Source organism: Shewanella xiamenensis (assembly GCF_014647135.1).
GTDB lineage: Bacteria > Pseudomonadota > Gammaproteobacteria > Enterobacterales > Shewanellaceae > Shewanella > Shewanella xiamenensis.
In genome coordinates, this window is the sequence record NZ_BMOP01000002.1 from 330,722 (window position 1) to 352,153 (window position 21,432).

The window sequence follows — 21,432 nt, forward strand, 5'->3', positions numbered from 1 at the left end:
ATTAATCCTATTAAGGCAAGACTTGCTGCTCTACACCTGATACAACGGTTAGTTGACCTAAGTCATCTCGACCAAATGTTCTTGTACTACTAATTTCCACTCGGCGACAATTCACTAAATTAGCCCCAGTTGCGTTTGCTGTTCGCTGACAGGCTACATTTCTAACTCCTGTAAGGGGGTATGGGGTAAGTTGCTGTACACCATTAAAAAGTTTTTCCGTAGTAGCAACATTTAGATTCGCCAATAGCATGCCTTCATATTTTAGTATCACTTGCTGTAGCCCACCATCAGCAATTGATTTAGCTTCAATCCGCTCAGCTCCGGCTCCAGACATACGTATGGCTTGGGTTGAATTGACGGCTAAGGCGACACCTATTATTGTCATTAAAAGCAGTACAATGAGTGCGAAAAATAATACTATCCCTTTCTGCTTTCTCATCTATTCGTCCTCTAATTGCGAATTAACACAGGATTGGCAAGCACCATAGTGGTTGAAACCACTTTTCGTCTAAAGTGGTCATTTAATCCTTTGATTTCCTTGTCACCTAAAGTGTAAGTCGTATCATTTGTATAGCTTTTATCTTCATCGATTGCTCTAACTAATAAATAAACTCTAACAGCAACTAAACGCTGAAATAATTCGTTATCCCACATTAAAGGTGTAACATTTTCAGCAGGCATAAAACTATCAGCGGTATCATCGCCATCATTATCAAAACCATAGAGAATACGCATATTTTCTATGCCTTCGACTAATTGTTCTTCATTGTTCATACCATTGTTTTTTGTTAACGTTTTACGTCTTAACACCGGTACTAAACCATCATTCTTAATAAAATAAATATGATGTTGATATTCCCAAAATCGTGCATTTTCAAGCGCAGGATTCGGAGGATTACCCCCTTTAAATAACACCGCTTGACTAGAATTTGCTGCCATGTAATAGCGCTCTCCGTTGGGATTTGTAACTGGAGGCCCGATCAGCCTTTTTATTTGGATCACATCCGTATTTGCATTAACACCATTTAAGCACGTTAACTCCACAGCACTTTTACCTGCTTCATATCCCCACAGTCTTCTAAAGTGTGCAGGTTCATTATTGGGCAATGTGCCATTATTTATCCCAGCCCCAATACAATCATTCGCGATGCCATCTCTTAATGTCATATTGGTGCCAAGTACAAAATCGGTTCCAGTGATATCACCCATAAAGCCGAGTTGGGTAATATCTCTTTCCATCAGCGCCAATGCAATCCTGCCATTTTCTTGTAATTGGTTGAATTGACTAGTCGTTACCACATTTGAAGATGACATACTAAACATAGAGAACAGCCCTAGCGTAAGAAATAGCCCGATCAGCATCGAAACCATTAACTCCACTAACGACATTCCCTTTTGAAAATTCGTCATTTTGTCTGCTCGCCTAAATAATCACTGTTGATACGACAAAAATACGTCGACGAGTGCCAAGATCTTCACCACATTCATTCCCTGTGTATGTTGTGCCGGCTCCCTCACGAATACCTCTCCACGCCACGGCAACAGTCACCGTCGTTCCATCAATGGCTATACAAGCTGTTGGAGTATCTAATCCACCGACATTTTGGCCATCAACGATTTCCGCAGCGCCCATGAAACTCTGCTCCCATTGATAAAGGTCCCAAGCTTCAGTTTCAGCTGGAGAACATAAACTGACTGCGCCAACAGCAACATCACACTCTTTAGCCGGCTTAGCCAGCGTTCCAGTATATTCTCCGCTATAATTGGCTAATTGCGTTCGATTAAGCTTCATACGGTTAATAATATCGTTGGCATAGTAAGAAGCTTGTGTCTGCTGAAAAGATTCAAAGCTGCCGCGCTTAGCCACTATGTGTAAATTAAAAATACCGATCAGGCCAATCACTAAGATCACTAATGCAACAAGCACTTCTATTAGTGAGAAGCCTCGTTGAAATTCTTGATGTGTCAATCGTTCGAATTTAGTCATATTTTTGACATGCTTTTCAGCTATTTACCCTTTTAAATCTTAATCTTACGATAAAACCATTGCTAACAGTTAATAATAGATGAGTAAAATGTAAGTGGCCAGTAACAATAGCATATAAGCTGCAATCTCATTATGCTTTGTTTGAATTTAGTCATACTTAGACAATAAAAAAGAGGCCATTGGCCTCTTTCAATTGACTACTATTTTCTACATTAATTAACGTAGTTCAGCGGGTACGGCAAAGACAGTATCTTCTTTTCGTCCTTCGACTTCAGTCACCACACTTGGCGCTAATTTCGCTATGGCTTGAACCACTTGCTGTACAAGAACCTCTGGTGCAGACGCGCCAGCTGTTACAGCAACTTTAGTTACACCCTCAAACCAAGATGAATCAATATCATCTGCAGTATCAACCAAATAAGACTCTGTACCCGTTTTTAATGCTAATTCACGTAAGCGATTAGAGTTAGAACTGTTTTTCGAACCGACCACAATCAACAAATCAACATCGGCCGATAAGTTACGCACCGCATCTTGACGGTTTTGCGTCGCATAGCAAATATCATCCTTACGAGGGCCTTCAATGGACGGGAAACGCTTTAATAAGGCGCTAATGATATCGAGAGTATCATCTACCGAGAGGGTCGTTTGAGTCACGAAGCAGAGGTTATTAGGATCGCGAACTTCTAAAGTCTCGACATCTGCCGGGGATTCAATCAGATAAACCCCACCATTAGGGTTATCATATTGTCCCATGGTGCCTTCAACTTCAGGATGTCCCGCATGGCCAATCAAAATACATTCAATACCCTTGCGACTTGCTCGAGTGACCTGCAAATGCACTTTGGTGACTAATGGACAAGTTGCATCGAATACTCGCAACCCACGCGCTTTAGCTTCGGCACGTACCGCCTGAGAAACCCCATGAGCACTGAAGATAACAATATTGTTATCAGGCACTTGGTCTAACTCTTCGACAAAAACAGCACCGCGGTCTTTCAAATTTTGCACCACATAGCGGTTATGCACGACCTCATGGCGAACATAAATCGGTGGTGAAAATAACTCGAGCGCACGCTCAACGATGCTAATGGCACGATCCACACCAGCACAAAAGCCGCGAGGATTTGCCAGCATAATATTTAAACTTGGGCTGGTAGGATCTAATTTCATCTTAAAATACCTTCACCACGTCGAGTTCAAATGTGACTTTGCGTCCCGCTAGAGGGTGATTGAGATCGACCGTTATCGAGTCGCCCGCAACCTCACGCACAATTCCAGGTATCTCACTGCCGCCAGGACCAGCGAAACTGACGATAACACCCACTTCTAGCTCCATGTCGGCTGGAAAGCGGGTTCTATCCATATAATGAATAGCATCGGGATTTGACTCACCAAACGCATCGACCGCTTCAAGCGTAAAGCTGTGCTTATCACCTTCATTCAAGGAGGCAAGCTGCGCTTCAAATGCTGGGCTTAAACTACCATCACCGATATTGAGACGTGCTGGCTTACCCGAGGCTTTAGTGCTATCGGCGGTCGAACCATCTTCAAGCACAATATTCATATGGCACAATAACGAACGTGTCACAGTCACTACTTCACCTCTTCGGTTTTATCTTGTTCGGATTTGCTGTTAAAAAACGAATCCCAAATGATCAGCACTGCGCCGATAAAAATCGCGGAATCGGCGATATTAAAGGCGGGATAATGGCTCTTACCCCAATAAAAATCGATAAAATCCACCACAAAACCATGCATCAATCGATCGATTAAGTTACCTAAGGCGCCACCAATCACTAAGGTGTAAGCCAAATTTAACTTCCATAGGGATGCCGCTTGCTTACGCAGCCACACAGTCAACAAGGTACTAAAACCAACGGCCACTAAGGTAAATAACCAACGTTGCCAACCGCCCGCTTCACTTAAAAAGCTAAATGCGGCGCCATAGTTACGTACATAGGTGAAATTAAAAAAAGGTAATAACTGCACCGATTCGAACAAATCAAAATTGGCTAAGACCCATTGTTTGGATAGTTGATCGGCCAAAAACACCAATACAACTACCCAATACCAACGTAAGCCACTGTCTTTCCAAGTTAATGGCATACAGATCCTTTACGCAAACAGACGAACTTCGCCGTCACCTTCAATATTGGTTACGCAGCGATGGCACAGCGTTGGGTGAGCCTCAATCGTGCCCACTTCTTCCCTGTGGTGCCAACAACGTTCGCATTTTTCTGCTGTTGTTGCATTTACCACTAACTTCAATGACGCCAGCTCAGTTTCAACGGCATCGCTTGTCGCATCTGCCAATGGCAATACTTTAGCTTCTGAAGTTAACAGGACGAAACGCAGCTCATCACCAATGTGCGTTAACTGTTCAGTTAACGCCGCATCAGCAAACAGTGTGACTTCGGCTTCTAAGGAGCCACCAATACGTTTATCACGGCGCGCTTGCTCGATGACCTTGTTGACCTCGTTACGTACAGTCAGCAGATTTTCCCAGTACGCATCGCTTAAATCAGTATCTAAAGTGATAGATTGCAGACCTTGATACCATTCTTGGGTAAACACGTAAGCATCACGTTGACCTGGCAGTAATTGCCACACTTCATCGGCAGTAAAGCTCAGGATTGGCGCAATCCAACGCACCATAGCTTCGGCGATATGGAACAATGCCGATTGACAGCTACGGCGGGCATGGCCCTCTTGCTTAGCGGTATATTGGCGGTCTTTAATGATGTCTAAGTAGAAGCTACCTAGCTCAACCGAGCAAAACTGCATCAGCTTTTGCGTCACAATATGGAAGTTATATTGCTCGTAAGCTTCGATAATTTCTTGCTGAAGAGCGGCCGCGCGGCGCACAGCCCAACGATCTAACGCCACCATATCTTCTACTGCCACTAAGTCATTAGCAGGATCGAAGCCATTAAGGTTCGCCAGTAAGAAACGAGCGGTGTTACGAATACGGCGATAAGCATCGGCGCTACGGTTTAAGATTTCATCCGATACAGTCATTTCACCGCTGTAGTCGGTTGCTGCAACCCATAGGCGCAAAATGTCCGCACCTAGTTTGTTAGTCACTTGCTGCGGCGCAATCACGTTACCAATAGATTTCGACATCTTGCGACCTTTACCATCAACGGTAAAGCCGTGGGTAAGCACTTGCTTGTAAGGTGCTTTACCAGTCATCGCGGTAGAAATCATCAATGATGACATAAACCAACCGCGGTGTTGATCGCTACCTTCGAGGTATAAATCGACGCCATGACCATGAAACTCAGGGCGCGCGCCTACCACTGAAGCAAAGGTTGAACCTGAGTCGTACCATACGTCTAAGGTATCGGTCACTTTACGGTATTGTTCAGCTTCTTCCCCGAGTAATTCAGCAGCATCGAGATCCCACCAAGCTTGAATGCCTTCCTGCTCAATACGATTAGCTACACGTGCCATTAATGACACGCTGTCAGGGTGCAGCTCTTCAGTTTCGCGGTGTACGAATAATGTAATTGGTACGCCCCAAGTTCGTTGACGGGAGATACACCAATCAGGGCGATTCTCAACCATCTTTTCGATGCGGCTTTGGCCCCAGTCAGGGATCCACTGAGTCTGCTCAATTTCACCTAATGCTTGCTTACGCAGGTTGTGGTTATCCATTGAGATAAACCATTGCGGCGTAGCACGGAAGATAATGGGCGTTTTATGGCGCCAGCAGTGTGGATAGCTGTGACGGTACGCAACATGGTGTAATAGCGCGCCTTTTTCTTTCAGCAGCGCAACCACATTGTCGTTTGCTTTAAATACATGTTGGCCAGCAAAGAACTCAGTATCTGGTTTGTAGACACCGTTATCACCAACTGGGTTTGCCACTTCTAAACCGTATTTTTGACCTACCACGAAGTCGTCTTGACCGTGGCCTGGTGCCGTGTGAACCACGCCAGTACCCGCGTCAGTGGTCACGTGGTCGCCTAAAATCGCTGGGACGTCAAAGGCTAAGAATGGATGCTTAAAGCGAACCAATTCAAGCGCTACACCTTTAACTTTACCTAACACGCTATGGCTCTCGGCGCCGTAACGCGTCATACAAGCTTCAACTAACACGTCGGCCAGAATAACCGCGTGAGTCGCCCCCTCTTTCACAAATTCAACCAAGCTGTAATCAAGCTCAGGGCTGATAGATAACGCGCGGTTCGCAGGCAGCGTCCAAGGTGTGGTTGTCCAAATCACCATAGCGACTGGATGTGAGTAATCGCTTACACCAAACTGAGCGGCAACGGCTTTGCTGTCAGTTGCAGTAAAGGCCACATCAATAGCGGGAGAGGTTTTATCCTCGTATTCCACTTCGGCTTCAGCAAGGGCAGAACCACAGTCTGTACACCAGTGAACAGGTTTAACACCTTTATGTAAGTGACCGTTTTCAATCACTTTTGATAAAGAGCGAACAATATTGGCTTCAGTGGCAAAATCCATTGTTAGATAAGGTTTTTGCCAATCGCCTAACACGCCTAAACGAATAAAATCTTCGCGTTGGCCATCGACTTGCTCGGCAGCATATTTACGGCATTCTTCACGGAATTCGGCCGCAGAAATTTTTTGACCAGGCTTACCGACTTTTTGCTCAACTTTCAGTTCAATTGGCAGACCGTGGCAATCCCAACCCGGCACATAAGGCGCGTCAAAACCTGACATAGTTTTTGACTTAACAATAATGTCCTTAAGAATTTTGTTGACTGAGTGACCAATATGAATGCTGCCGTTCGCATACGGTGGGCCGTCATGCAAAATAAAAGGTGTGCGGCCAATTCGGCTATCACGGATCTGCTGATACAGACCGTCTTTCGTCCAGCGCTCTAACATCTCTGGCTCGCGATTTGCCAAATTACCACGCATCGGAAACTCAGTTTCCGGCAAATTCAAAGTAAATTTATAGTCGCTCATTGATCCTATACCGTTAATTAAACTGATAAATATCAGCCTGCATCGTTACCAAATAAAGCTCTGGCCTCATTTGCATCATTCAAAATTTGTTGTTTTAGTGCATCCAATGAATCAAAAGGTTGTTCATCGCGAAGTTTTGCCACTAACTCAACCTCAACATGCTTGCCATAAATGTCACCTTCAAAATCAAAAAGATGCACCTCAAGCTGACAAACTTGACCATTTACGGTCGGGCGGAAACCAATGTTGGCAACCCCTTCATAAATATCGCTATCTTCCCAATAGAGTTTCACCGCAAACACCCCGCGCACTGGCACCACATTGCGCTTGAGGGCGATATTGGCGGTGGGAAAACCTATGGTTCGGCCAATTTTTTGGCCATGGGCCACACGGCCGCTTAAGGTAAAGGGGTGACCGAGTAGGCGTCTCGCCTGCTCCAGGTTTCCTTTAGCCAATTGTTCTCTTACCGCGGTCGAGCTCACACGTTGCGAGCCCACCATAAAACTCTGGGTGCTGACCACGGTAAAGCCATAACGAACTCCCGCCTGCATCAGCATTTCGAAATTGCCTTTTCGGCCTTGACCGAAGCAAAAGTCATCGCCAACGACGAGGTATTTAACCCCGAGCTTGCGCACCAGCAGTTCTTCGATGAAATGCTCCGCTGGTTGATCTGCAAAGGCACGGTTGAAGTTAACACACACTAACCGTTCAACGCCTAACTCATCGAGCAGGATGATTTTGTCCCGCAATAAGCTCAGACGCGCGGGCGCATTCTCACCACGGAATAACTCCTGTGGTTGAGGTTCAAATGTCATCACTGTCGGAGGTAATGAAAGCTGTTTGGCCTTTTGCACCAAATTAGCAATCACCTGTGCATGGCCGCGATGCACGCCATCAAAATTACCTATCGTCAGCACACAGCCATGGTGAGATGACAAAATGTTATGTATACCGCGGATTAATTCCATAACTTTAGACAACTGCCAAGCGCAAATCGGCTGATTATATAACAGCTAACGATAAGAATCAGCAATCAAACTCCCCGTTTCATTGACCAAGGACGAATTCCTAACGCCAATAAGCCAAGTAAATACGTCATAGCACCAACAGCAATCAAGCCAATCAAAGCCTTAGCACGTAAAGCTAAATGCCATTCTACCCATTGAGATTGCGTGGGTAATAAATAGTACAAGACTACCACCATCAATGCCGTAGAGACCACGGCTTTAAGGAAAAACACCATAGTTGGTTTGGTAATACGATAAACCCCTGCTTTATGCAGGCCGCGATAAAGTAATGTGGCATTAAGCAAGGCTGACATGGATGTAGCAATCGCCAAACCCACATAACCAAATGGGATTGCAAATATTAAGTTAAAGCCCATATTGGTGATCATAGCGATGATGCCATAGCGTACGGGGGTTTTAGTATCCTGGCGAGAATAATATCCTGGCGCTAAGACCTTGATTAACATAAAACTCAGTAAACCGCTTCCGTAAGCCATCAAACTGTAAGAGGCCATTTGCACATCATTGATAGTAAAGGCGCCGCGCATAAACAGTACCATTAACATAGGCTGCGCGAGCACTATCAACCCCATCATCGCAGGCAAACCGAGTAATAAAATCGCTTTAATTCCCCAATCCATGGTGTTACCAAAGCCATCTCCTTCTGCATTCACATGATTTCGCGATAACGCGGGTAAAATCACGGTTGCAATAGCAATACCAAATAAACCAAGTGGAAACTCTAATAATCGGTCTGAATAATAGAGCCAACTAATAGAACCAGTCATCAAGAAGCTGGCGATAAAGGTATCAAATAACAAGTTGATTTGTGAGACAGAAACCCCAAACAATGCAGGGATCATCAAAGTTCTAATCTTCACAACCCCGGGATGTTGCCAACCCCACGAAGGTTTTACTAACGCTTTCTCTCGGAGCAGAAACGGAATTTGGAATAAAAACTGAATTAAACCACCGCAAAATACCCCCCATCCCAAGGTAATTTCGGGCTGAGAAGACGTCGGCGCGAAAAACATTGCCGCCACAATAATGGCCACATTTAGAAACACTGGCGTAAAAGCCGATACAGCAAAGCGTCCTCGAGTATTTAAGATTGAGCCCGCTAAAGCAGTAAAGGTGATAAACCACAGATAAGGAAAAGTGATTTTTAGTACGACCGTTGCTAACTCAAACTTAGCGCCATCGGGCTCATTGTTAAGCCAAGCCACAAACCAGCCGCCACCAAATAAGGCGGACAACACAGGCGATGCGATGACACCGACAAGCGTCACAATGGTCACCAACAGCCCTAAGGTTCCCGCCACTTTACTGAGTAACTCTCGAGTCTCGTCCGAAGTGTGTTTTTCTTGATATTCGGTCAGTACGGGAACAAATGCCTGAGCAAAAGCCCCCTCAGCAAATAATCGGCGTAAAAAGTTAGGAATTTTATTCGCGAAGAAAAAAACGTCTGCGCTTGTCCCTGCACCCATTAAATTGGCAACGACAACATCTCTAACCAAACCTAAAACACGGGAAATCAATGTCATAGCACTAACAATCATGCCTGACTTCAATAATTTTTTACTCAAACGTCCCCCAGACCTATATCGAATGGATTAGGTGATTCATCTCAAAAAATCGACTCAGGCTCTGTCACACTGCGGTAATAGCTGCTAGAATTGCGCCACATATTACACGAGTTGGGTTGAAGATAGCCAAGGCAGGTTGAATTAATTTATCTTTATGATGATTATTCAATCATAGTCATTGACAAAGTGACTAAATGCAGGCATATTCCTCGGCCTTTAAAAGTATCAAATCCAGTTTTTAGGAGTTGCACCTTGGCTAATAGCAAGTCTGCAAAGAAGCGCGCGCTTCAATCTGAAAAGCGTCGTCAGCATAACGCCAGCCGTCGCTCAATGTTACGTACATACGTTAAAAAAGTTATCGCAGCTATCAAAGCTGGTGATCACAAAACAGCAACCGAAGCTTTCGCTGCTGCACAACCAATCGTTGACCGTATGGCGACTAAAGGCCTTATTCACAAGAATAAAGCTGCTCGTCATAAGGCTCGTTTGAACGCTAAGATCAAAGCGCTTGTTGCTTAATTATCTTAGTAAATAAAAAAAACCGGCAATTGCCGGTTTTTTTATATCTGCTGAAAACCATTAATGACAATAAATATTGTTTAGTAAATGGATCATCTCACGCACTTCATCACTCTTCAGTGAATAAAATACGGTCTGCGCTTCTTTGCGTGTGGTTACTAAATTATCTTTGCGTAACCAAGCAAGGTGTTGTGATAGTGCCGATTGACTTAAGCCTAATTTTTTATTCATTTCGCCAACGCACATTTCTCCTTCATTCAGTAAATAACAAAGGATAAATAAACGGCGTTCGTTTGCGAGTGCCTTTAATAGCACCACGGCATGATCGGCTCGCTCCTGCATTAATTCAATATTCATTACGCACATTTTCTCCTAAAACTAACCCCTGCGCTAATATAGCGTTGCCTTACAGATATAGTCGGGACATAAAGCACACTTTTTGCTAGATTGTTTTCAAAAGTGGGACATGCTTAATAAAAACAAAGGAAACCTATGAAACCCTACCAAACAACGTTGATAACAGGCCTTTTTATTAGTGGTTTGAGCGCTTGCCAAACTCATATCGAAACACCAGTCAAAACAGATATCCCTTCTCAATTACAACAAACCGCTTTAGCCTCTTCGATTGGATATGACATTGTCGAATCTCTTACGGTAGAAGTAGGACCGCGCCTTGCTGGTAGTCCAAAAGACATTATTGCCGTGAACTGGGCAATGAATAAGTTAACCAGCCTCGGGTTTGATAAGGTTTATAAAGAGCCAGTACAGGTTCCTATTTGGGAACGTGGAGAAGCCAAAGCCAAGATTATCTCTCCGGTAGAGCAACCTTTGGTGATTACTGCATTGGGTGGCAGCATTGCAACGCCAGTAACGGGCATTAGGGCTAGAATAGCTCGCTTTGATAGCCTAGAAGCATTACAACAAGCCAACCCTGATGATGTAAAAGGTAAAATTGCCTTTATCGATCAAAAAACGGAGCGTCATATAACTGGTGAAGGTTACGGTAAAAGTGTCGGCGGCCGCTCGAAGGGCGCAGTCGCAGCAGCACAAAAGGGAGCCGTAGCAATCGTCATTCGCTCAATAGGCACCGACCATGACCGCATGGCACACACTGGCGTGATGCGTTATCAAGATGGTGTGACTAAAATCCCTGCTGCGGCGATGTCTAATCCCGATGCAGACTTAGTCGATGCTATGTTAAAACGCGATCCGAATGCGGTGCTCGAGCTACATATGTCACCGAAGGATTTAGGTACAAATACCTCTTACAACGTTATTGCAGAAGTCACTGGCAGTAGTAAACCTAACGAAATCGTGCTGATTGGTGCCCATTTAGATTCATGGGATGAAGGTACAGGTGCAATTGATGATGGCGCTGGCGTTGCGATTGTGACAGCGGCAGCAAAACATATTCAAGATCTTCCACAAAAGCCCGCTCGTACAGTGCGAGTAGTACTATATGCAGCCGAAGAAATTGGCTTAGTGGGGGGTAAGGCTTATGCTGAAGCACACAAAGCCGAGTTACCTCTACATTATATTGCTGCAGAATCAGATTTCGGCGCGGGTCCGATTTATCAAATCGATACTAAAGTAAGTGACAACGTTTTCGCCCAAGTTCAAGAGAGCATTAAACCAATGACATACAACGGTGTCGCCCTTGGTAATAATCAGGCCTCTGGCGGACCTGATGTCTCTATGCTACCCGCATTAGGCGTACCTGTTGCATCATTAAGACAGGATGGCCACGATTACTTCGATTATCACCACACACCTAACGATACCTTAGATAAAATCAATCCTAAGGCTCTGGCACAAAATGTGGCGGCATATGCTCAATTTGCTTATATCATGGCAAACTCAAATTTAGTGTTAACGCCCATTAGCACTGAATCGAAATAAGCCGCATAAGTAAATCATTCACCCATAAGAAGAAAAATGCCAGTCAGCTTAACTGACTGGCATTAAGCCTAAGCAGCTCTTTTTATTTAAGCCGTAATACGTTATTGCGCTTCACGTAAAAATGTTGGCTCATTCGGTTTACTCAATTCTTCACTGTAGTAATAACCTGCCACATCAAATGCTTTTAATTCATCAATCGAACTCACTTGCTGATCAATAATATATCTTGCCATCATTCCCCGCGCTTTTTTCGCAAAGAAACTAATGACTTTGTATTGACCATTTTTAAAGTCTTTAAAAACAGGAGTGATTAATTGTCCTGCTAATTGCTTTGGCTTTATCGCCTTAAAATATTCATTGGATGCAAGGTTGATAATGATCTCATCCCCCTGCGCAGCGACCGCATTATTGACCGCTACGGTGAGAGTGTTGCCCCAAAAATCGTAGAGATTCTTACCTTTAGGATTGGCAAGGGCCGTCCCCATTTCTAAGCGATAAGGTAAAATTAAATCCAATGGCCGCAGTAACCCGTATAGCCCAGATAAAATGCGCAACTGCGACTGACTACGTTCAAGCTGTTCAGGTGTCAGGGTCTCAGCATCAAAACCTGTGTAAACATCGCCTCTAAAAGCGAAAATAGCTTGCTTAGCATTATCAATACTGTAATCGGGTGTCCACTCGCCAAAACGTGCCGCATTTAAGCCCGCAATGTTATCGCTGACCTTCATTAATGTTGCTATGTCACAGGGGGTTAACCGTTGGCAAACTTGAATGAGCTCTTGGCTATAAGCTAAAAAATCGGGCCGAGTATGGGTTTGAGTCAAGGGAGGTTGCTCAAAATCTAGGGTTTTCGCCGGTGAAACCAAAATCAACATTAACACGCTCCAACAAATAAAATACGCCACTATGATACTGAACAAGCATAAAAAAACCACGTACGGATGACGTGGTTTTTCCGATAGCGCTAATCAGTGAACTTGAGCTTAGCGACTAACCGCAGATTCAGTACGCGATTTAGCCAACTCATTGGCACTATTGTCCTGCCAAATGCCATCATCAAGTTGTTCCATCAATTCGGGGAACTTACTGCGGTCAAACTCAGGCATTTTGCCACTCTTTAATTGTTCACAGTAATCGTTGATAACCCGTATCGCCAAGCCAGATAACAGCAACAATGCGACGATATTGACCGTTGCCATTAGCCCCATTGACACATCGGCTAAGTTCCACACTAAGCTGATTTTGGCTACGGCACCAAACATCACCATGCCTAATACGCACAGGCGAAATAACGGTAACGCCTTAGTACTGTTACCCGTTAAGAACATCACATTGGTTTCGGCGTAGGAATAATTAGCAATGATTGAGGTAAAGCAGAATAGAAAAATCGCTATCGCAATAAAGGCACCGCCCCAATCACCAACATGATTCGACATCGCATTAATAGTAAGACGAATACCATCATCACTAGAACCTATGTCACCAGACAACAAGATAATGGCAGCCGTTGCGGTACAAATAACAATAGTATCAACAAAAACTCCCATCATCTGCACAAAGCCCTGAGATGCTGGATGATTAGGATTAGGTGAGGCACTCGCCGCCACGTTTGCCGCGCTGCCCATCCCCGCCTCATTTGAGAACAAACCACGGGCAATACCTGCTTGCATCGCCTGAGCGACTGTATAAGCAACGCCACCTGCTGCTGCCTCTTGCCAACCGAAAGCACTTTTTACAATCAGGCTAATAACTGCGGGTAATTGCTCTAAATTGAACAACACAATAATGAAAGCTATTAGAATATAAGCCAACGCCATAATTGGCACGATAAACTCAGATACTCGCGCAACTTTACGTAAGCCGCCGACGATAACAAAACCACTGGCTAACACTAAGCCGATACCGACATAGGTCGGATCGAAGCCAAACACGCGCTCCATCGCCCCCGTAATGGTATTGGCTTGCACCGCGTTAAACACCAAACCAAAAGCGATGATCAGGAAGAAAGCGAACAACACCCCCATCCATCTCTGACCAAGTCCCTTCTCCATATAATAAGAAGGGCCACCACGAAATTGGCCGTTGGTATCACGCACCTTATAAACCTGCGCAAGAGTGGACTCTACCATAGCCGTTGCCATACCCAACATGGCAATTAACCACATCCAAAAGACAGCGCCAGGTCCGGCGGAGCCAATGGCCACCGCTACACCCGCCATGTTTCCGGCACCCACTCGGGCAGCCATACTCGTACAGAATACTTGGAATGAAGACAAACCACTTTCACAGCCTTGGCGGCTCATGGTCATGACTTTTAGAGAGTGTTTGAAGTGTGTAAGTTGAATAAATACAAGTCGTAAGGTGAAATAGAGCCCCGCACCCACCAGTCCGTAAACGAGCAATTTGCCCCAGAGCAGTGCGTTCAAAAAGTTTACAATCGTTTCTAACATATTATTTTACTTCTTCCCGTAGCAAATGCCCTCCCCCACCTATACTTAGCGAGGTGCAACATTTGTGGTGAATGAATCCTTCCAAATAAAGGTAAGAATATCGGTAGATTTATTCTTTCAAATTATCCTTCCGTGAATTTACAACATCACGGCTACCGAATTCAACGCAGCAAAATAGCACAGTATTCGAAATTACTCATGTGATCAAGCCTAGGTTTACATTGTTAAATAGCTACAAGCTCACGTTCATAAAGCTTAGATAAGTTACTGTTAATATTGAATTAACAATTTAACAAACTTCATTCACATGCGTTAACGACAAACACAAGTTTTAAAATTTGGATGTAGGGCACATTTTTGTAATAAAATTACAAATATAGTAACTCCAAGAAAACATTATTCACTTCCGTCTGCTCTAGTGAGGCTTAATATGACGACAACACATGAGATAAATGCTCTTAAAAAATACGTAAGAGCCACTAACTTCCTAGCCACCTCCCAGATTTACTTAAAGCAAAACGTACTTCATAAGCGCCCACTAGCGCACTCGGACATTAAGCCTCGCTTGCTCGGTCACTGGGGAACCTGTCCAGGTATCAACTTTGTCTACGCGAACGTTAACCGACTCATTGTAAAACACAATCGTCCCTTTATTTACTTAGTTGGTCCAGGACACGGCTTCCCTGCCGTACAAGCTAACTTATTCATTGAAGGCTCTCTAAGCCACTACTATCCAGAAACCATTCCTTATAATGAAACGGGCATTGAGGATATTTGTAAAAAGTTCTCAGCAGCATACGGTTATCCTTCACATGCTAATCCTGAAGCACCAGGACAAATTCTGGAAGGTGGTGAATTAGGTTATTCATTATCCGTTGGCTGGGGCGCAGTGCTTGATAACCCCGATCTTATCGCGACAGTATTAATAGGTGATGGAGAATCAGAAACAGGCCCATTAGCCGCATCTTGGTATGCAAACCGATTGGTATCACCTGCCACCAACGGTGCTGTACTACCTATCGTCCATATTAACGGCTATAAAATTTCTGGCCCAACCCGTATGGGACGCATGAGCCATGAAGAATTAGATCTTGAATTCCGCGGTCTTGGCTACCACCCCATTATTGTGGACAGCGAAGCGGAAGAAGATATCTACGTTCAAATGGCAACCGCCATGGATACCGCTTATAGCATGATTAATGATATCCAAGCCCGAGCACGTAAAGGCGAAGATATTGTAAAACCTCGCTGGCCAGTGATTTTAATGCGCACAGCCAAAGGTTGGACAGGCGTAAGCGAATATAATGGTAAGAAGTTAGAAGGCAACTGCGAATCACACCAAGTGATTGTCAATAAATGCGCGACCGATAAAGGCCATCTAGCCGCATTGGATAACTGGTTAGCTAGCTACCAGTTCCAAGAGCTCTATCAAATCAATGCTCAAGGTGAACTGATTTTTGATGCGGATATTAGCTCATTGATCCCACCAAAACACTTAGCTTGTGGTCGCCAACATCTCACTTATGGTGGTGAAGTTGTTAGAGCTTTATCCAATCCAGATCTAGAAAAACTCAGTTACGGTCCAGAAGTACCACGCGGACACCGCGGTTACTCCATGCTGAAAATGGGTGAATGGATGCGTGACGCATTCAAACTGAACCGTGATCAACGCAATTTACGCATTTTCAGCCCTGATGAAACCTATTCAAACCAACTGCAAGCGGTATTTGAAGAAACCGACCGTGCATGGCAATGGCCAATTGAAAGCTGGGATGAAGATATGTCTCGCGATGGCCGTGTGCTAGAGCTCCTTTCTGAGAACTTACTATTTGGTATGTTACATGGCTACACAGTGACAGGTCGCCACGGCATGTTCCCAACCTACGAGTCATTCTCGCAAGTAGTTTCATCCATGGCCGACCAATATTGTAAGTATGTTTATGCCAGTCAAGGGGTGCATTTCCGTAAACCTTTACCAGCGTGCAACGTAGTACTTTCTTCATTATTAGAACGTCAGGATCACAACGGTTACTCGCATCAAAACCCATCGTTCCTAGGTGCGATGTTAGAAAAACATCCAAAGATTATCTCTGCTTATTTACCAGCTGATGCAAACAGCACCTTAGTGTATACCGAACGCGCTTTTGCGGATCGTGACAAACTGAACATCCTAGTCGCAGGTAAAAAAGAGCTGCCACAATGGCTAAGCTTAGATGAAGCACGTAAACAAGCCAAAGATGGTGTCATGGTGTGGGATTTTGCTTCAGATGAAAATCCAGATATCGTCCTTGCTGGCTGTGGTGATTATGTCACTCAAGAATGTATGGCCTCTTTAGTGATCATTCGGGAAATGCTGCCTCGAGTCAGAATCCGTTTTGTGAGCGTCACCGAATTAAGCAGTGATGGTTTAGGTAGCCGTAAATTTAAAGAAAAACCATGGATGATGGATGAAATATTTACTCAAGATAAAGGAGTAGTATTTAACTATCACGGTTATCCAAATACAATCAAAAAGTTAATTTTTGATTACAAAGGAAGCCGCCGTTTTAGAATTAAAGGTTATGAAGAAGAAGGCTCAACAACTACACCATTTGATATGGGTGTGCGTAATGGAACCTCTCGCTACCACCTTGTTATTGATATGGCTTATAAACTATTCCAACAAGGCGTCATTGATGAGACTAAACACGTTTCAATCACAACAGATATGTTGCAAAGACTTGTTGATCACCGTAACTATATTAAAGCACATGGTGTTGACCCAACTGAGATCGAAAATTGGGTTTGGACTCGCTAGCAGTTAATTAAATTAACAAAATAAATACAATTTAAAGGCATCCAAAAGGATGCCTTTTTAACATCTCAAGTTGATTACAGGATGGAGCCCCATAAAAAAACTTCAGACTAAGCACTGGAAAATTTTAACAAATGCAGTGATAATTAACCGCTGGCTACAATACCAAAGGATCCCCACACTAAGTGCTAGCAATGTTTTGCTTAAAACCCGCAAAGCATATTGGTGGAGAATCATAAACAATGGACTTAGAAAAAATGATGAAGAATACATTAAAAGTAGTTTTACTTACATCAATGCTTCCACTTGCTGCCAGTGCATCTCAAGAGTTAACTCCTTGGTATGTTGGTGCAGGTTTAGGCGTTAATAACTATGAACACATTGCAACTGATAACGGCGATGATAACCCATACGCATGGGATATTTTCGCAGGCTATATGTTTAATGACTACTTTGGTGCAGAAATCGGCTATCGTGATCTAGGTAGTGCAGATTGGACCTATGCAGGCATTAGCAATGATGCAGATGTAAAAGGTGCAACTCTTGGCCTAGTTGGCGTATGGCCACTAGGTAACCGTTGGAGCCTGTCTGCTGAAGCTGGCGCAATGTACTACACCTTAGAAAACAACCAACGCGTTGGTAACGTATCAACTTCTTACAGCGAAAACGACTTCGCACCATATTTCGGTGCTGGTGTTGGCTATAACTTCACTGATAACCTGAAGTTACAAGCTAAATACCGTCGCTATGAAAACTTAGATGATAACGCTGGCGCTAACGCTATCGTTCCAGTAAATGCTGACAGCAACTATTGGGGCTTAGAATTAAGCTACCGTTTTGGTACTCCAGCAGCCGCGGCGCCTGTAGCTGCCGCCGTTGTTGCAGCAGCACCAGTTGACTCAGACAACGATGGTGTATACGACGATAAAGATCAGTGCCCAGCAACGCCTGCAACTCACAAAGTTGACTCTGTTGGCTGTACTATCTATGAAAACGTTAAAAAGCAAGAAGATGTAGGTTCTATCCAGTTTGCTAACGATTCTGCAGTAGTGAAGAAAGAGTACTACAAAGACATCGAAAGACTGGCTAACTACCTGAACAAGAACCCAGAATTCACTGTTGAAATCGCGGGTCACGCTTCTAACGTAGGTAAACCAGAATACAACATGGTTCTGTCTGACAAGCGTGCTGACGCTGTTGCTAAGATCCTTGTTGAAAAATATGGCATCAGCCAAAGCCGCGTAACTTCTAACGGTTACGGTATCACTAAGCCATTAGTGGCTGGTGACTCGAAAGAAGCTCATGCAGCTAACCGCCGCATCGAAGCCATCGTGACAACTACTGAAAAACAACCTGTTCTGAAGTAATTGCACTGTTAAGAATAAAAAAGTCGCTGCTTGCAGCGACTTTTTGTTTTTAAGGCATCTACACTACCTAACCTGATGGCGCTAAGACTGATTAAGTGGCATTCACCACTATGTTCAGCAAGAAACGATATAGTTTTACCATTTTTGTAATTTTTTTACATTGATGGTTGGAAAAGTTGGCAAAATCGCTTCTAATAGTCATCAGTTCATTTCTGAGTTTTGACCGCTATCTGAGAAGGATGTTTTTCATGGCAAATACATTAGAGCAACTCAAGTCATACACTACTATTGTGGCCGATACTGGCGATATTGAAGCAATTAAGCGCTATCAACCAGAAGACGCAACCACTAACCCATCACTCATTCTAAAAGCCGCTCAAATCCCTGAGTATAGCGCTCTAATCGACAATGCTATTGCATGGGCTAAATTACAAAGTGCTGATATTGAGCAACAGATTGATGATGCCAGCGATAAACTTGCAGTGAACATTGGCGTGGAAATTCTGAAACTGGTTCCTGGCCGAATTTCAACCGAAGTGGATGCCCGCTTATCCTTCGATAAAGAAAAATCCATTGCAAAAGCGCATAAGCTTGTTCGTCTATATCAAGAAGCAGGAATAGATAAATCTCGCATTTTGATCAAATTAGCCTCAACTTGGGAAGGCATTTGTGCCGCCAAAGAGTTAGAGCAAGAAGGCATCAACTGTAACTTAACCCTATTATTTAGCTTCGCTCAAGCACGTGCCTGTGCTGAAGCTGGCGTGTACTTAATTTCTCCATTCGTTGGCCGCATCCTCGATTGGTACAAAAAAGACACAGGTAAAGACTATGACGCAGTAAATGATCCTGGTGTCGTTTCTGTAACCGAAATTTACAACTACTACAAGCAGCATGGCTATAACACGGTAGTCATGGGGGCAAGTTTCCGTAATATCGGTGAAATCATCGAATTAGCGGGTTGTGACCGCCTGACTATTGGTCCTTCATTACTCGAAGAGCTAGCAAACTCTCAAGTCGCTATTCAACCTAAACTCATTCCTGCCAGCACTACAGTTGCTGCGGGTGAGCCTTTAACCGAAGCGCAATTCCGCTGGGACTTTAACCAAGATCCTATGGCCGTTGACAAGCTAGCAGAAGGCATCCGTAACTTCGCCATCGACCAAGGCAAACTCGAAGTCATGCTCAAGGCTAAACTGGCAAACTAAGTATCTTCGGAGACGATTCGATGACTATCTTGACCCAAAGCACAACCTGGAAGGCGTTAGCAGCCCATAGCCAGCAGATCCCGCATATGCGAGAACTCTTTGCAGGCGATCCTGCACGCTTTAGCAACATGTCGCTTTCTACCTGTGGCTTATTTTTAGATTATTCAAAAAATAGAGCAACACCTGAGACTCTCAACTTGCTGCAGACACTGGCGCAAGAAGCCAAGCTTGACGCTAAAATCAAGGCGATGTTTGCCGGTGATATCATTAACACCACCGAAAAACGTGCCGTTTTGCATACCGCACTACGCAGTACCGCGGACCAATCCATCATTGCCGAAGGTCAAGATATCGTTCCTGAAGTACAGCAAACGCTGAACAAGATGCAGCAGTTTGTCACTTCAGTCACCTCAGGACAGTGGAAAGGCTACACAGGCAAAGCCATTACCGATATTGTCAGTATCGGTATCGGTGGTTCATTCCTTGGCCCTAAAATTGTTTCCCAAGCCTTACGTCCATACTGGATAACAGGTCTCAATTGCCATTTTGTTGCCAACGTAGATGGCACCTCGATCAGTGAAAAACTCAAGCTGCTCGATCCTGAAACCACGCTTTTTATCATGTCGTCTAAGTCTTTTGGTACACAAGAGACGCTGACCAACACCTTAACGGCCAAAGCGTGGTTCTTAGCTAAAGGTGGTTCACAGTCAGATGTCGCGAAACACTTTGTTGCCGTGACCTCTAACGTGGCAAAAGCAACTGAGTTTGGTATTGATGCCGCTAATATCTTCCCTATGTGGGACTGGGTTGGAGGTCGCTATTCTCTGTGGTCTGCCATTGGTTTACCCATCGCTTTACTCATCGGCATGGATAACTTCCGCTCCCTATTAAAGGGCGCGCACCAAATGGATACCCATTTTGCCACTGCGCCTTTAGCGGAAAATATGCCCGTCATCATGGGACTATTCTCACTGTGGTATGGCAATTTTTTTAATGCTCAAAGCCATGTGGTATTGACCTACGATCATTACCTTCGCGGACTTCCTGCCTACTTCCAACAACTGGATATGGAAAGTAACGGTAAATCAGTCACGCTCAATGGTACGCATGTGGATTACAGCACAGGTCCTGTGATTTGGGGCGGCGAAGGCACAAACGGTCAACACGCTTACCATCAGTTGCTGCATCAAGGTACTGCATTAATTCCTGCTGATTTCATTATGCCGCTGCAAAGCCATAACCCTATCGGTGAACACCATGATCAGTTAGCCTCTAACTGCTTTGGACAAACTCAAGCACTCATGCAAGGCCGTACCTTAGATGAAGCGCTGGCTGAATTGAGCAAGAGCAACTTGAGTGATGAAGAAAAGTTACTTATCGCCAAACACAAAGTCATGCCGGGCAATAAGCCAAGCAACACTCTGTTAATGGATAAGCTGACTCCAGAAACCTTAGGCGCACTGATTGCGCTCTATGAGCACAGAACCTTTGTCCAAGGCGCCATTTGGGACATCAACTCCTTCGACCAATGGGGTGTTGAGCTTGGCAAAACCTTAGGTAACGACGTCCTCGCCCGTATAGGTGCAGATCAAGAAGCGACTGCGTTAGATGCCTCAAGCAATGGCCTAATCAATCTTTATCGACGGGGCAAAATCTGATCGAACAAAAAGCCAGCAA

At 44.4% G+C, this 21,432-nt stretch carries 18 protein-coding genes; 6 read left to right on the forward strand and 12 right to left on the reverse strand.

Annotation, left to right across the window (positions count from 1 at the left end; genetic code table 11):
• Positions 1 to 10: 10 nt before the first annotated feature.
• From IEY09_RS03035 to murJ, 9 genes are all read right to left on the reverse strand, one after another.
• A complete protein-coding gene (locus IEY09_RS03035) occupies positions 11 to 439 on the reverse strand; it encodes a pilus assembly PilX family protein (protein ID WP_037429627.1) in 429 nt (142 codons plus the stop codon).
• An 11-nt stretch (positions 440 to 450) separates the two neighbouring features.
• A complete protein-coding gene (locus tag IEY09_RS03040) occupies positions 451 to 1,410 on the reverse strand; it encodes a PilW family protein (RefSeq protein WP_188869787.1) in 960 nt (319 codons plus the stop codon).
• A gap of 13 nt (positions 1,411 to 1,423) precedes the next feature.
• A complete protein-coding gene (gene pilV / locus IEY09_RS03045) occupies positions 1,424 to 2,011 on the reverse strand; it encodes a type IV pilus modification protein PilV (protein ID WP_037429624.1) in 588 nt (195 codons plus the stop codon).
• Positions 2,012 to 2,203: 192 nt separating this feature from the next.
• Complete coding sequence (gene ispH, locus IEY09_RS03050; protein ID WP_037421194.1) at positions 2,204 to 3,160, reverse strand: 4-hydroxy-3-methylbut-2-enyl diphosphate reductase; 957 nt, start codon at positions 3,158 to 3,160, stop codon at positions 2,204 to 2,206.
• Between the two features lies 1 nt (position 3,161).
• Positions 3,162 to 3,584: an FKBP-type peptidyl-prolyl cis-trans isomerase gene (gene fkpB, locus IEY09_RS03055; RefSeq protein WP_037421195.1), complete on the reverse strand. Its 423-nt coding sequence runs from the start codon at positions 3,582 to 3,584 to the stop codon at positions 3,162 to 3,164.
• Complete coding sequence (lspA, locus tag IEY09_RS03060) at positions 3,584 to 4,096, reverse strand: signal peptidase II (RefSeq protein WP_037421196.1); 513 nt, start codon at positions 4,094 to 4,096, stop codon at positions 3,584 to 3,586. The genes fkpB and lspA overlap by 1 nt, the downstream gene beginning before the upstream one ends.
• Positions 4,097 to 4,105: 9 nt before the next feature.
• A complete protein-coding gene (gene ileS, locus IEY09_RS03065; RefSeq protein ID WP_037421199.1) occupies positions 4,106 to 6,928 on the reverse strand; it encodes an isoleucine--tRNA ligase in 2,823 nt (940 codons plus the stop codon).
• Between the two features lie 32 nt (positions 6,929 to 6,960).
• Positions 6,961 to 7,896 carry a bifunctional riboflavin kinase/FAD synthetase gene (ribF, locus tag IEY09_RS03070; protein WP_055648482.1) on the reverse strand — a complete coding sequence of 312 codons (936 nt, stop codon included), beginning with the start codon at positions 7,894 to 7,896 and terminating at the stop codon, positions 6,961 to 6,963.
• 65 nt (positions 7,897 to 7,961) lie between these two features.
• The gene (murJ, locus tag IEY09_RS03075; protein WP_188869789.1) at positions 7,962 to 9,521 is read right to left on the reverse strand and encodes a murein biosynthesis integral membrane protein MurJ; all 1,560 of its coding nucleotides are present in this window, start codon (positions 9,519 to 9,521) and stop codon (positions 7,962 to 7,964) included.
• Positions 9,522 to 9,773: 252 nt separating this feature from the next.
• On the opposite strand from murJ, the gene rpsT reads away from it, so the two are divergent.
• A complete protein-coding gene (gene rpsT, locus IEY09_RS03080; RefSeq protein WP_037421209.1) occupies positions 9,774 to 10,040 on the forward strand; it encodes a 30S ribosomal protein S20 in 267 nt (88 codons plus the stop codon).
• 60 nt (positions 10,041 to 10,100) lie between these two features.
• Here rpsT and IEY09_RS03085 read toward each other — a convergent pair whose 3' ends face one another.
• Positions 10,101 to 10,397: an ArsR/SmtB family transcription factor gene (locus IEY09_RS03085; protein WP_006084975.1), complete on the reverse strand. Its 297-nt coding sequence runs from the start codon at positions 10,395 to 10,397 to the stop codon at positions 10,101 to 10,103.
• Between the two features lie 135 nt (positions 10,398 to 10,532).
• On the opposite strand from IEY09_RS03085, the gene IEY09_RS03090 reads away from it, so the two are divergent.
• Complete coding sequence (locus tag IEY09_RS03090) at positions 10,533 to 11,939, forward strand: M28 family metallopeptidase (protein WP_037421215.1); 1,407 nt, start codon at positions 10,533 to 10,535, stop codon at positions 11,937 to 11,939.
• A 101-nt stretch (positions 11,940 to 12,040) separates the two neighbouring features.
• Here the strand turns inward: IEY09_RS03090 and yaaA are convergent, their stop codons facing one another.
• On the reverse strand, positions 12,041 to 12,814 hold the full coding sequence (yaaA, locus tag IEY09_RS03095; RefSeq protein ID WP_109277787.1) for a peroxide stress protein YaaA: 774 nt from the start codon (positions 12,812 to 12,814) through the stop codon (positions 12,041 to 12,043).
• 108 nt (positions 12,815 to 12,922) lie between these two features.
• Positions 12,923 to 14,389: an alanine/glycine:cation symporter family protein gene (locus IEY09_RS03100; protein ID WP_037421222.1), complete on the reverse strand. Its 1,467-nt coding sequence runs from the start codon at positions 14,387 to 14,389 to the stop codon at positions 12,923 to 12,925.
• Between the two features lie 430 nt (positions 14,390 to 14,819).
• Here IEY09_RS03100 and IEY09_RS03105 point away from each other — a divergent pair, with 430 nt between their 5' ends.
• The 4 genes from IEY09_RS03105 to pgi all read left to right on the forward strand — a co-directional run bounded on the left by IEY09_RS03105 (position 14,820) and on the right by pgi (position 21,413).
• Positions 14,820 to 17,186 carry a phosphoketolase family protein gene (locus IEY09_RS03105; RefSeq protein WP_037421225.1) on the forward strand — a complete coding sequence of 789 codons (2,367 nt, stop codon included), beginning with the start codon at positions 14,820 to 14,822 and terminating at the stop codon, positions 17,184 to 17,186.
• A gap of 239 nt (positions 17,187 to 17,425) precedes the next feature.
• Positions 17,426 to 18,550 (forward strand): OmpA family protein, encoded by a 1,125-nt coding sequence (locus tag IEY09_RS03110; protein WP_037429614.1) that lies wholly within the window; start codon positions 17,426 to 17,428, stop codon positions 18,548 to 18,550.
• Between the two features lie 248 nt (positions 18,551 to 18,798).
• A complete protein-coding gene (gene tal, locus IEY09_RS03115) occupies positions 18,799 to 19,755 on the forward strand; it encodes a transaldolase (RefSeq protein ID WP_037421238.1) in 957 nt (318 codons plus the stop codon).
• 20 nt (positions 19,756 to 19,775) lie between these two features.
• Positions 19,776 to 21,413, forward strand: coding sequence for a glucose-6-phosphate isomerase (gene pgi, locus IEY09_RS03120; RefSeq protein ID WP_188869791.1), 1,638 nt, complete (start codon positions 19,776 to 19,778; stop codon positions 21,411 to 21,413).
• The last annotated feature ends 19 nt before the right edge of the window (positions 21,414 to 21,432 follow it).